The 12,523-nt window shown below is 64.6% G+C and carries 12 protein-coding genes; 5 read left to right on the forward strand and 7 right to left on the reverse strand.

Annotated features, from left to right (window positions below; genetic code table 11):
• Nucleotides 1-334 precede the first annotated feature (334 nt).
• From ACFFUC_RS17810 to ACFFUC_RS17825, 4 genes are all read right to left on the reverse strand, one after another.
• Nucleotides 335-1,306 (reverse strand): Bug family tripartite tricarboxylate transporter substrate binding protein, encoded by a 972-nt coding sequence (locus ACFFUC_RS17810; RefSeq protein ID WP_377688267.1) that lies wholly within the window; start codon nt 1,304-1,306, stop codon nt 335-337.
• 61 nt (nt 1,307-1,367) lie between these two features.
• Nucleotides 1,368-2,876: a tripartite tricarboxylate transporter permease gene (locus tag ACFFUC_RS17815; protein WP_377688268.1), complete on the reverse strand. Its 1,509-nt coding sequence runs from the start codon at nt 2,874-2,876 to the stop codon at nt 1,368-1,370.
• Nucleotides 2,877-2,886: 10 nt separating this feature from the next.
• Nucleotides 2,887-3,396 carry a tripartite tricarboxylate transporter TctB family protein gene (locus tag ACFFUC_RS17820; RefSeq protein WP_377688269.1) on the reverse strand — a complete coding sequence of 170 codons (510 nt, stop codon included), beginning with the start codon at nt 3,394-3,396 and terminating at the stop codon, nt 2,887-2,889.
• A 69-nt stretch (nt 3,397-3,465) separates the two neighbouring features.
• Nucleotides 3,466-4,440, reverse strand: coding sequence for a tripartite tricarboxylate transporter substrate-binding protein (locus ACFFUC_RS17825; protein ID WP_377688270.1), 975 nt, complete (start codon nt 4,438-4,440; stop codon nt 3,466-3,468).
• 60 nt (nt 4,441-4,500) lie between these two features.
• On the opposite strand from ACFFUC_RS17825, the gene ACFFUC_RS17830 reads away from it, so the two are divergent.
• The gene (locus tag ACFFUC_RS17830) at nt 4,501-4,662 is read left to right on the forward strand and encodes a hypothetical protein (RefSeq protein ID WP_377688271.1); all 162 of its coding nucleotides are present in this window, start codon (nt 4,501-4,503) and stop codon (nt 4,660-4,662) included.
• Here ACFFUC_RS17830 and ACFFUC_RS17835 read toward each other — a convergent pair.
• Entirely contained in the window at nt 4,659-6,008 is a 1,350-nt protein-coding gene (locus tag ACFFUC_RS17835) for a sigma-54-dependent transcriptional regulator (protein WP_377688272.1), read from the reverse strand. The two genes, ACFFUC_RS17830 and ACFFUC_RS17835, sit on opposite strands and share 4 nt — an antisense overlap.
• Nucleotides 6,005-7,867, reverse strand: coding sequence for a sensor histidine kinase (locus ACFFUC_RS17840; RefSeq protein ID WP_377688273.1), 1,863 nt, complete (start codon nt 7,865-7,867; stop codon nt 6,005-6,007). Before ACFFUC_RS17840 ends, ACFFUC_RS17835 begins: the two co-directional genes overlap by 4 nt.
• A gap of 326 nt (nt 7,868-8,193) precedes the next feature.
• Here ACFFUC_RS17840 and ACFFUC_RS17845 point away from each other — a divergent pair, with 326 nt between their 5' ends.
• The 4 genes from ACFFUC_RS17845 (at nt 8,194) to ACFFUC_RS17860 (ending at nt 11,909) form a co-directional block, all read left to right on the forward strand.
• A complete protein-coding gene (locus ACFFUC_RS17845; RefSeq protein WP_377688274.1) occupies nt 8,194-9,111 on the forward strand; it encodes a metal ABC transporter substrate-binding protein in 918 nt (305 codons plus the stop codon).
• Nucleotides 9,112-9,202: 91 nt separating this feature from the next.
• Complete coding sequence (locus ACFFUC_RS17850) at nt 9,203-10,207, forward strand: manganese/iron ABC transporter ATP-binding protein (protein ID WP_377688275.1); 1,005 nt, start codon at nt 9,203-9,205, stop codon at nt 10,205-10,207.
• Nucleotides 10,204-11,067, forward strand: coding sequence for a metal ABC transporter permease (locus tag ACFFUC_RS17855; RefSeq protein ID WP_377688276.1), 864 nt, complete (start codon nt 10,204-10,206; stop codon nt 11,065-11,067). Before ACFFUC_RS17850 ends, ACFFUC_RS17855 begins: the two co-directional genes overlap by 4 nt.
• Complete coding sequence (locus ACFFUC_RS17860; protein ID WP_377688277.1) at nt 11,064-11,909, forward strand: metal ABC transporter permease; 846 nt, start codon at nt 11,064-11,066, stop codon at nt 11,907-11,909. Before ACFFUC_RS17855 ends, ACFFUC_RS17860 begins: the two co-directional genes overlap by 4 nt.
• A gap of 52 nt (nt 11,910-11,961) precedes the next feature.
• On the opposite strand, the gene ACFFUC_RS17865 is transcribed toward ACFFUC_RS17860, so the two are convergent.
• A complete protein-coding gene (locus ACFFUC_RS17865; RefSeq protein WP_377688278.1) occupies nt 11,962-12,396 on the reverse strand; it encodes a DoxX family protein in 435 nt (144 codons plus the stop codon).
• Nucleotides 12,397-12,523: the final 127 nt, after the last annotated feature.

A 12,523-nucleotide genomic window follows, 5' to 3' on the forward strand; every position in this document is an offset into this window, starting at 1 on the left:
CTCCAGAAACCACCATCCCGATGGACCAAAGGCCGGTCATGCACTAACTTTTAAAACGGACCACTCAAGTGGGGCTGATCAGGGAACGAGGCGGTAATCGGAGGGAGCGGATAGCGGCCGACAAAGGCGGCCAGATGCGTGCGGGGAGGCTCGGAGCCTTGAATGGCCCCCAAGACCCAAGATCGTCACGCATAAAGGATTGCCTTAGGCCATCAGCCGCCCCGCTGCTTCACGCCTTGGCCACGACGACGCCCCGCCATTGGCTCGACGCGCCTACCACATGAAAACGCCGCGGCCTTAACAGCCGCGGCGTTTGGGTTTGAGCGGTCAGAGCTTATTCCATGCTGACATTCGCGCCTTCGACCACGGGTTTCCATTTGGTCATCTCGGCCGCGACATGTTGCGCGAGTTCGTCGGGGCCGCTGCCGACGATTGTGGCGGAGAAGGTGGCCATTTTTTCGGCGACTTTCGGGTCGGCCATCGCGGACTGCGCCGCCTTGGCGAGGGTGTCGACAACCTCGGGCGGTGTGCCGGCGGGAGCGAAGAGGGCATTCCAGCTGTAGGTCTCGTAGCCCGGAAGCGTCTCGGCAATGGCGGGGACATCGGGAAAGGCGGGCGAGCGCTCGGCCGTGGTAACCCCGATCGCCCTGAGCTTGCCCGAAGAAATATGCGCCGAGGCCGAGGGCAGGTTGTCGAAAATCATCGGCACCTGATTGCCCAGAACGTCGGTCAGCGCGGGGCCCGAACCCTTGTAGGGGATATGCGTGATATCGACGCCCGCCATGGATTTGAAGAGTTCGCCCGAGAGGTGCAAGGGCGTCGCATTGCCGGAGGAGGCATAGGACATCGGCTCGGATTTCGCGAGATCGATCAGCTCCTGAACGGTGGTCGCCGGCACGTCGGGATGAACCGCGAGCACGTTCGGTACCAGAACCAGCAGGGAGACCGGCGCGAAATCCGCGACTGGATCATAGGGTTTTTCACTCAGGATCAGTGGGTTGAGCGCATGGGTCGCGACCGTTCCCATCAAAATGGTATAGCCGTCTGGATCGGCCTCGGCGACCTGGGTCGCGCCAAGGCTTCCGCCCGCGCCGCCGACGTTCTGCACGATGACTTGCTGTCCGAGCTGCTCGCTCATGCGTTCGGCGACGACGCGGCCGACCAGATCGGTCGAGCCTCCGGCGGCGAAGGGGATCACCAGCGTGATCGCGCGATCGGGAAAGGCGCTTTGGGCCGAAGCGGCCTGGCTCAGCGCGAGAGCGGCAATCAGGGCCAGTCCGGCGCGACGGGTGAAAGTGGCGGTCATGGCATTATCCTTGGTGGTGGGATGATGAAGAAAGGCGGGACCTGCGCCCCGCCCGTGGTGGTCATGCATCGCTTTCGGTGAAAACCTCCTCGCGGCTTTTGCGGATCGAGGGCAGGAAGACCAGCACCAGCACGCCGACGGCCAGAAGCAGCAGCGTCAGGCTGATCGGACGGGTAACGAAGGTGGTGGCATCGCCGCGCGACAAGATCATGGCGCGGCGCAGATGTTCCTCGAGCAGCGGGCCGAGGACGAAGCCCAGAAGCAGCGGCGCCGGCTCGAAGCGCAGCTTGCCCATGACATAGCCGAGCAGCCCGAAGAAGGCGACGGCATAGAGGTCATAGGTGTTCGAGTTGACCGAATAGACCCCGATCGAACACATCGCCATGATGATCGGAAAGAGGATGTAATAGGGCACCTTGAGCAGCTTCACCCAGAGCCCGATCAGCGGCAGGTTCAGCACGACGAGCATCAGGTTTCCGATCCACATCGAGGCGATGATGCCCCAGAATAGCGCCGGTTGTTCGGCGGCGACATTCGGGCCGGGCACGATGCCCTGGATGATCATCGCGCCGATCATCAGCGCCATGACGGGGTTGGCGGGGATCCCCAGCGTCAGCAGCGGGATGAACGAGGTCTGTGCGCCTGCGTTATTCGCCGATTCCGGTCCCGCCACGCCTGCAATCGCGCCCTGACCGAATTCCTCGGGGTGTTTGGAGAGCTTCTTTTCGACCGTATAGGAGGCGAAAGAGGCAAGGATCGCCCCTCCGCCCGGCAGGATGCCGAGGACGGAGCCGAGGCCCGTGCCGCGCAGAACCGGCCCGACCATGGCGCGGAAGTCCTGCCGCGAGGGCCAGAGGCGGCCGACATTGTTGGTCAGGACCTGCCGGTCGGTCTCGTTCTCGAGGTTGCGCAGGATCTCGGCGATACCGAAGACACCGACTGCCAGCGCGACGAAGTTCAGCCCGTCGGCAAAGGCGGTGATCCCGAAGGTGAAGCGCGGCGTGCCGTCGAAAATGTCGCTGCCGACCGTGCCGAGCAGCAGGCCCAGAACGACCATCGCCAAAGCCTTGACGATCGAGCCATGCGCCAGCGCGACCGACATCACGAGGCCGAGCACCATCAGGCTGAAATACTCGGCCGAACCGAATTTCAGCGCGATGATCGTCAGCGGCGGGGCGAAAAGCGCGACCAGCAGGGTCGAGACCGAACCCGCGAAGAACGAGCCGATGGCCGCGACCGCGAGCGCGATCCCCGCGCGGCCTTTACGCGCCATCTGGTAGCCGTCGATCGCCGTCACCGCCGACGAGGATTCGCCGGGCATGTTGATCAGGATCGCCGTGGTCGAGCCGCCATATTGCGCGCCGTAATAGATGCCGGCGAGCATGATCAGCGACGAGACGGGCTCGAGCTGGAAGGTGATCGGCAGCAGCATGGCGATGGTCGCGGTCGCACCAATGCCCGGAAGCACACCGATCAGCGTGCCGAGGATGACCCCGATCAGGCAGAACAGCAGGTTCTCGAACGAGGTTGCAACCGAAAAGCCGAGGCCGAGGTTGGAGAGGAAATCCATGTCGGTCCCCTTACAAAGGAAGCCAGGGGCCGAAGCGCCGGAAGGGCAGGCCGAGGGCATAGCTGAAGACCAGCGTCGAGAAGAGCGTGACCAGCACCGAAAGGAGCAGCGCCCAATGGAACTTCATGCGCTGCGAGGCCATCGCGGCGATCAGCGAGGTGAAGAACAGCGCCGGAACGAAGCCCAGACCGCGCACGGTCAGGCCGAAGAAGACCGGAGCGGGCAGGATGAAGATCATGCCGCGCCATGCGATGGTGCCGACCGGCTCTCCGGCAGGGGAGCGCAGGGCCTTGAGCGTGGTGATCAACCCGAGCAGGAACAGCAGGCCCGAGAGGATGGCCGGAAAATAGCCCGGCCCCATGCGCAATGTGGTGCCGATGCGCAGACCGGAGGATTGCCAGGCGAAGAAGGCGGCAACGAGCATCAGCAGGATGCCCGCGACCATATCCGAGCGGTCGGGGCCGCTGGAGGCGGCGCTTGATACGGCGCTTTCTGGGCGCCCGTTTGAAGATGTCGTCATGCGGTGTCCCCTTGGAACGGAAGGGATCCCCCGCCGGTCACCGGCGGGGGGCTTTGTCGGCGGGGTGCCTTAGTCGGCGTAGACGCCTGCGGCATCGATGATGGTTTTCCAGCGCGCGATCTCGGATTCGAGCTTGGCCTTGAGCGCGGCGGGGGTCGCATCGGCTGCGGGGGAGGGGGCGGTGCCGAGATCACCCATCGCGGTGATCACGCCCGGATCGGCGAGCGCGAGTTGCAGCGATTTCGACAGACGCTCGGTCACTTCGGCGGGCGTGCCTTTGGGCGCGTAGATCCCGTGCCAGATGCTGACCTCCATCTGCGGCAGGTCGTTCTCTGCGACGGTCGGGAGGTCGGGGAAAAGCGGCAGGCGCTCGGGCGTGGTGACGGCATAGGCCTTGATCGTGCCGCCGGTGATCTGCTGGGTCGTGTTGGTGGTCTGGTCGCACATGAAATCGACCTGACCGCCCAGAAGGTCGGTCATGGCGGGGCCGGTGCCCTTATAGGGAACGGTCACGAACTGGGTGTCGATGGCCGACTGGAACAACATGCCGCACAGATGGCTCGCCGCGCCGATACCGGCATTGGCCATGGTCACGCCATCGGCGTTTTCCTTGACATATTGCACGAAGGCCGGGAAATCGGCCGGCTCGAAATCCTTGCGCGCGACCATGACCATCGGCACTTCGGTCACGAGGCCGACATAGTCGAAGGCGTTGACCGTGTCATAGGCGAGGCTGCGGTAAAGCGTGGCGGCGGTCGCCATGCCGATATGGTGCATCAGGATCGTATAGCCGTCGGGATCGGATTCCGCGACGCGGCCCGCACCAAGCGTCCCGCCTGCGCCGCCGAGATTCTCGATGATGATCTGCTGGCCGAGATCGCCCGACATTTTCTCGGCCACGAGACGGGCGACCGTATCGGTCGGACCACCGGCCGCGAAAGGGACCACCATCGTGATCTGGCGCTCGGGATAGGCCTGCGCGAAAGCGGCCGAAGACAGGGCTGTTGCAGTGAAAAAGGCGCCGAGCAAGCTGCGGATGGCCATGGTTTCCTCCCAGAAACAAAGATGTTGCCGCCTGCTCTCCCGTGCGAAGCGGATGGGCAGATGAAAACCGTCATGGACAAGTCACACAAATGTTATGCGGGGCCGGAGGCCGGCAATTTTGCCGAACGGGCGGCCGAATGGGTGGATTTGGGAACATGGCGCGGTTCGCGTGGGTGGAAATCCACCCATCCGCGCGTGAGCCTGCACCTTGCCGGTCCCTAATCGTCGTCGGATTCCGCCGGATCGAGGATCAGACGACGGTCGAGACCGTGCTTTTGCATCTTCTCGTAAAGCGTCTTGCGGCTGATTCCGAGGGTTTCATAGACCGCCTTGAGCCGCCCGCCATGCGCGGTGATGGCCGAGGCGATCTGGCTGCGCTCGTATTCTGCCATGCGCTCGGCGAGGCGCGCGCCTTGCGGGGCGGCGGCCTGCATCGGGTCGAGACCCAGAACGAAACGCTCGGATTGGTTGCGCAATTCGCGGACATTGCCCGGCCAGTCTCCGGCGGCCAAAGCGGCCAGATGTGCGGGGGGAATCTCGCGCTCGGCCACGCCGTGGCGGGCGGCGGATTCGCGCACGAGATGAAGGAAAAGCAGCGGGATATCCTCGCGCCGGGCCGAAAGCGGCGGCACATGCAGCGCCGCGACATTGAGCCGCCAGTAAAGATCCTCGCGGAACCTGCCTTTGGCGACCGCCTCGGCCAGATCGGTTTTCGAGGTGGCGATGAAGCGCACATCGAGCGGCACCGGCTCGTTCGCGCCAAGCCGCGTAATGACGCGGTCTTGAAGCACGCGCAACAGTTTGGCCTGCAACTCGACCGGCATCTGTCCGATTTCGTCGAGCAGGACCGTGCCGCCGCGCGCATGTTCGAATTTGCCGAACCTTGGGCGCAGCGCGCCGGGGAAGGCGCCCGCCTCATGGCCGAAGAGTTCGGATTCGATCAGCGCCTCGGGCAAAGCCGCACAGTTTATCGCGACAAAGGGCTTGCCCGCGCGCGGCGAGATATCGTGCAGGGCCCGCGCCACGACCTCTTTGCCGACGCCGGTGGGGCCGATGATCAGCGTATCGGCATCCGAGGCCCCGATCGCGCGAAGACGGTAGCGCAGCTCGACCATGAGCTGCGTGCGGCCGGGCAGGCGGGCCTCGATGTCGTCGCGCTTTCCGGCCACCGCGCGCAGGCGTCGGTTCTCGATGACCAGACCGCGGTGATCGACGGCGCGGCGTAGTACCGAGACCAGCTCCTGCACGACAAAGGGTTTTTCGATGAAGTCATAGGCCCCGTGCCGCATGGCCGCGACCGCAAGCTGGACCTCGGCGTGACCGGTCACCAGAATGACGGGAATTTCGGCGTCGACGTCGTGGAGCGCGGAGAGCAGCGACATCCCGTCCATGCCCGGCATGCGGATATCCGAGACAACCGCGCCGTCGAAGCCGGGGCCGGCCAGCGCCAATGCCTCTTCGGCGCTTGACAGCGGCTCGACCTCGAAACCGGCGAGTTCGAGCGCCTGCGCCGTCGAATGGCGCATCGTATCGTCGTCATCGACCAGAAGGACGCGGTGCATGCTCATGCTGCGGCCTCGTCCGCGGCCGCGGCGGGCAGGGTGATGGTGAATTCGGCCCCGGGGCCTGCGTCGCGCACGGTAATCTCGCCTCCGAAATCGCGGATGATGTTGTAGCTGATCGAGAGTCCCAGCCCGAGGCCGCTGCCTGCCTGTTTGGTGGTGTAGAACGGGTCGAAAATCCGGTCGGCAATTGCGGGCGGTACGCCGGGGCCGCGGTCGCGCAGCCGGATCCCGACGCGGGGACCGTCCGGCGTGGCCTGCATCCGTGCCGACAGGGTAATGCGGCGGTCCGCGCCGCCCTCGACCGCATCGGCGGCATTGCTGATCAGATTGACCAGCACCTGCTGGAGCCGCGTCGCGCCACCCCTGACCGGCGGCAGATCCGCTGCGAGATCCAGCTCGAGCGTGGCGCGGGCGGATTTGAGGCGGCCCTCGACGATGATCTGGGTCTCGGTCAGAAGCCCCGCCAGATCGACGGCGGCGAGACGCTCGTTGGGTTTGCGCGCGGCATTGCGCAGATGCCGTCCGATCGCCGCCATGCGGTCGATCAGCGACAGGATATGGCCGAGGTTCTGGCGTGCGCGGGGCAGATCGCCGCGCGCGATGAAGATATCGGCGCTGTCGGCGTAGTTGCGGGCGGCGGCGAGGGGCTGGTTGATCTCGTGGCTGAGCGCCGCAGACATCTGGCCGAGAGCGGCGAGCTTGCCGACCTGCACCAGATTGGCCTGCGCGCGGCGCAGCTCGGTTTCGGTGGCGCGGCGCTCGTCGATCTCCTGTTCGAGATGGCTGTTCACCCGCGCCAGATCGGCGGTGCGCTCCTTGACGCGTGTCTCCAGCTCGTCGCGGGCGCGGGCCTCGATCATCAGCCGCTCGGTGATGCGGGCGCGGCGCTGCATCACGACCAAGCCGCCGAAGAGCGCCGCGCAAAGCAGCAAAAAGACGGTGATCGCCGCGACCCGCGCCTGAATGCGCGCATTGGCGGTGTCGAGCAGCACCTGAACCTTCCAGCCGGCATTGCCCATGACATGCTCGGCGATCAGGAAATCGCCGCTGCCGCCGGCACGGTCGTCCTCGTCCAGCCGCACCTGTCGGGCCCCGTCGCGCTGGGAGCGGCGGAAGGGCAGGTCATGGAGCACGACATCGGCATAGCGGCGCGAGGCTTCGGTACGGGCGAGCTGCTCGGGCGTGCGTTCCAGCGTCGCGCCGTAAAGCCAGCTCGGGACCGAGGACATGAAGACGATCCCCTCGGGATCGGTCACGAGGATGCGGTATTCGTTGCCGCGCCAAGCCGCCTCGATCCGGTCGACGCCGATCTTGACCGCGAGCACGCCGGCAATCGCGCCCGCCGGATCGAGCACGGGCGCCGAGAAGAAGTAGCCCCTGACCCCCGAAGTCGTGCCGACCCCGTAAAACCGCGCCGGATGGCCCATCAGCGCATCCTGGAAATAGGGTCGGTAGCGGAAATTCTGGCCGACGAATGTGCCCGAATGGCCGTGGTTCGAGGCGGCGACGGTCTCGCCGTCCCTGCGCATCAGATAGATGTCCGAGGATTCGAGCATGATGTTGCGCCGCGCCATCAGGGCGTTGATCTCCGCGCGCCGTTTGTTGTCGTCGGGGGTCGCCGCCAGCAGCCGGATCGCGTCCAGATCGGCCAGAAGCTGCGGCACGACCTCGTAACGTGCGAGATCGCCTTCGAGCGCGTTGATTGTCAGCCGCATCGCGGTTTCGGCGCGGGCGGCATCGACCGAGAGGTAATGGCGCAGCGCGATCCGGTTGGCCTGCCAGACGGTCAGCGCCAGCCCGAGCCCGAGCGCGATCAGCACCAGCTTGCGTTTCAGATCTCCCCCCAACCGCCAATCAAGCATCGCTGTCGCTCGATATATCCAATTTGGCTAGGCGATGATGGCAGGCGCCCGCAGATTGTGGAAGCCAAATCACGCGCTTGCGCTTGGACCCGACGCATCGTCGCCAAGAGGCGGGGCGTTCGGGCCACGGCTCGCGCCTCACCGCTTGTTGAGAATGATTTGCAGTTGCAATCCGTTCGGGCTTGATTATCTATATTGCGACTCGCTCGCATCTGGCCGGCGAAGCAGGCGCGCCCACCAATCGCGCGCCGGACCGGCACAAGCGCCCCGATCACAAGGGCAGGGCAGGTGCCGCGCGACGGACGAGGAACAGGAAAGGATTATGCATGACCCCGAAATTCGCGCGTCTTCTCGGCGCTGTGGCTGCCTCTGTGATCATGGCCGCCCCCGCGTTGGCGCAGGACAAGATGAAGGTGGTGACGACCTTCACCGTTCTGGCCGATATGGCGGCGCATGTGGCGGGGGATGCGGCCGAGGTGGTCTCGATCACCAAACCGGGTGCCGAGATCCACGGCTACGAGCCGACGCCGCAAGACATCGTGCGCGCGCAGGATGCCGATCTGATCTTGTGGAACGGCATGAATCTCGAACGCTGGTTCGAGCAGTTTCTGGCCAATCTGGGCGACGTGCCTTCGGTGACGCTGACCGAGGGGATCACGCCGGTGCCGATCGCCGCGGGCGCCTATGAGGGCAAGCCCAATCCCCATGCCTGGATGGGGCTCGAGAACGCGCAGATCTATGTCGACAACATCGCCGCCGCTTTCGAGGCGCAGGACCCCGCCAATGCCGCGACCTATGCCGCCAATGCCGAGGCCTACAAGACCGAGCTGCGCGCCGCGCTGGAACCCCTGAAAGCCGAGATCGCGGTCATCCCCGAGGCGCAGCGCTGGCTGGTGTCCTGCGAGGGGGCCTTTCCCTATCTCGCGCGTGATCTTGGGCTCAAGGAATTGTATCTCTGGCCGATGAACTCGGACCAGATGGGCACGCCGCGTCAGGTGCGCACCGTGATCGACGAGGTTCGCGCCAACAAGATCCCTGTGGTTTTCTGCGAAAGCACCGTCAACACCGCGCCGGCCAAACAGGTCGCGCGCGAGACGGGGGCGCAATATGGCGGCGTGCTTTACGTCGACAGCCTTTCGGAGCCCGATGGTCCGGTGCCGAGCTATCTCGATCTTTTGGTGGTCACGACCAGAACGGTTGCCGACGGGCTGACCGGAAAAGGCTTGGCCGGAAAGGACGATTAAGTGCGGTTGTCAAAGCGCGGGCAGGCTGAAACTGTGGGTGCAAAGCAAGCAAATGGGCTGCCGTCCCGTTCCGGCGGAAAGCGAATGGGCAATGGCTGAGGACAGGACGAAAGCGGCGCAATACTTGGGGCAGCAGGGACCAACAGACGGTCTTGCCGCCGAACAGCTGCGTGAGCCGGGCGGCGGTATTGCCGCGCGCGATGTGACGGTGACCTACCGCAACGGCCATACCGCCCTGCGTCATGCGAGTTTCCAGATCCCCAAGGGTACGGTCACGGCGCTGGTCGGCGTCAACGGCGCGGGGAAATCGACGCTTTTCAAGGCGATCATGGGATTCGTTCCCGCCGCGCAAGGCGAGATCAGCCTGCTCGGCATGAGCGTCAAAGAGGCGCTCAAGAAGAACCTCGTGGCCTATGTTCCCCAATCCGAAGAGGTCGATTGGACCTTTCCGGTTCTGGTCGAAGATGTGGTGATGATGGGCCGCTACGGCCATATGGGCTTTCTGCGCCGCCCCTCGCGCGCCGATCACGCCGCGGTCGACACCGCCCTCGCGCGGGTCAATATGCAGGACTTCCGCCACCGCCAGATCGGCGAGCTTTCGGGCGGCCAGCGCAAGCGCGTTTTTCTGGCGCGGGCACTGGCGCAGGACGGGCGGGTGATCTTGCTCGACGAGCCCTTTACCGGCGTCGACGTGAAGACCGAGGACCAGATCATCACCCTTCTGCGCGAGCTGCGCGACGAGGGGCGGGTGATGCTGGTCTCGACCCATAATCTCGGCTCGGTGCCGGAATTTTGCGACCGCGTGGTGCTGGTCAAGGGCACGGTTCTGGCTTACGGGCCGACCGAAACCACCTTCACCCATGAAAATCTCGAAGCGGCTTTCGGCGGCGTGCTGCGCCATTTCACCATCGGCGGCGATGTGCTCCACGACGATGCCGATGCGCGCCAGATTTCGATCCTGACCGATGACGAGCGCCCCTTCGTGCGCTACGGCGACCGCACCCATACCCTGTCGGGGCCGGTCGAGGCAGAAGCGGAAGCCGCAGTGCAAGCGGTTGACGCGGCATCGGCGCCAGCGAAGGGAGCGCGGCAATGAGCACCCTGCTGGAGCCCTTCAACTATCTCTACATGACCAATGCGATGTGGGTTTCGGCGCTTGTCGGCGGGGTCTGCGCCTTTCTGTCGGCTTTCCTCATGCTCAAGGGCTGGTCGCTGATTGGCGACGCGCTTTCTCATTCGGTCGTGCCGGGGGTGGCGGGCGCCTATATGCTGGGCCTGCCCTTCGCGCTGGGCGCGTTTCTCTCGGGCGGGCTGGCGGCGGCGGCGATGCTGTTCCTGTCCGAGCGTTCGGGCCTCAAGATCGATGTGGTGATCGGGATGATCTTCACCTCTTTCTTCGGGCTCGGCCTGTTCATGGTCTCGCTCAATCCGATGGCGATTTCGGTGCAGACCATCACCATGGGCAACATCCTGTCGATCACTCCCGAAGATACGCTGCAGCTCGTCATCATCGGCGTGGTCTCTCTCGCCGTGCTTTTGGCGAAATGGAAGGATCTGATGGTGGTTTTCTTCGACGAAAGCCATGCGCGGACCATCGGATTGCGGCCGGGCCTGCTCAAGGGCGTGTTCTTCATGCTGCTTTCGGCCTGCGTTGTCGCCGCCATGCAGACGGTCGGAGCCTTCCTTGTCGTCGCAATGGTGGTGACGCCCGGAGCGACCGCCTATCTGCTTTGCGACCGTTTCCAGCGGCTCATCCTGCTGTCGGTGGCGATCGGCGCGAGCACGAGCTTTGTCGGGGCCTATCTGTCCTATTTCCTTGATGGCGCGACCGGGGGGATCATCGTCCTTTTGCAGACGCTGATCTTTCTGGCGGCCTTTGTCTGGGCCCCGAAATACGGGCTCCTCGCGGCCCGCGCCAAAGCGCGCGCGGCCTTGGCGGAGGGGATTGCACCATGATCGACCCGACGCTGCCCTTCCAGTTTCCCTTCATGCAGAACGCCTTTCTGATCGCGGTGATCGTTTCGGTCCCGACGGCGCTTTTGTCCTGCTTTCTCGTGCTCAAGGGCTGGGCCTTGATGGGAGATGCGGTCAGCCATGCCGTGCTGCCCGGTGTCGTGCTTGCCTATATCTTCGGCTTTCCCCTGCTGCTCGGTGCTTTCGGCGCGGGCATGGTGACGGCGCTGGCGACGGGATTTCTGTCGGACAACAGCCGCGTCAAACAAGATACCGTCATGGGCGTGGTCTTCTCGGGCATGTTCGGTCTGGGGATCGTGCTTTACACCTCGATCACCTCGGATGTGCATCTCGACCATATCCTCTTCGGCAACATGCTCGGCGTCGGGCCCGAGGATCTGCGCACCGCGCTCTGGATCGCCGTTCCGGTGACGGCGGCTTTGCTGCTCAAATGGAAGGATCTGATGCTGCATGCCTTTGATCCCACGCAGGCGCGGGCATCGGGGCTGGCGGTGGGGGTCCTGCATTACGGGCTGCTCACCATCCTGTCGCTCACCATCGTCGCCACCATGAGCGCGACCGGCCTGATCCTCGCGGTGGGCCTGCTGATCGCTCCCGGCGCAATCGCCTTTTTGCTGGTGCGCAGCTTCGGGCGCATGATGGTCGTGGCGGTCGCGGTCTGTATGGGCGCGATGCTGGCGGGGGTCTATGCGAGCTTTTATCTCGACAGTGCGCCTGCACCGACCATCGTGCTGATCCTGAGCGCGATTTTCGTCGCGGCCTTCCTGCGGCGGCTGCGGCTCAATGCTCAAGCCGCCACGCGGATCGCGGCGAGCGAGGGCTGAGGCGGCCCCCGCCGCGGTCAGGCCCTCTTGCCGCGGGGTCCTTGTCCGCAGGCTAGAACTCGCGCCCGATCAGCCGGTCGACCGAGATCGGCCCGCCGCCCTTGACCGCGAAATAGGCGAAAGCGCCGAACCAGAGCGCGCCGAGCTGATAGCCCTCGCCGCGCGGGATCAGAACCGAGACCAGCATGACCGAGACCAGAATGGTCAGCGCCACCGCGCAGGGGCGGGTCAAAAGGCCCAAGATCAGCCCCGCCGCGGCAAAGCATTCGATGCCGACGACGAAATAGGCCCAGAACTGCGCAGGCTCGAGCCCGAGGTTCTGCATATGCGCGATATCGCGCGAGATATCGCCCGCGCCGAAGAGCTTGGCATAGCCGAACTGCATCATCATCAGTCCGGCCAGAACCCGCAGAACCGTAAAGGCAATCGGGTCGAGAAAGTCGTACAAGCGGCGCAGGGGCGGGATAATCAGCGGTGTCGGGGTCACAATCGCCTCCGTTTCAAACAACCACATTCCCTGAGACCGTGTATTTGTACAATTAACCTGTCAAGCATTCCGCTTTTCGGTTAGGGAACCGAAACCGCGCGAAATCCTTGCATCTGGGGCAGTTTGC

Source organism: Paracoccus cavernae (genome assembly GCF_042430175.1).
Lineage (GTDB): Bacteria > Pseudomonadota > Alphaproteobacteria > Rhodobacterales > Rhodobacteraceae > Paracoccus > Paracoccus cavernae.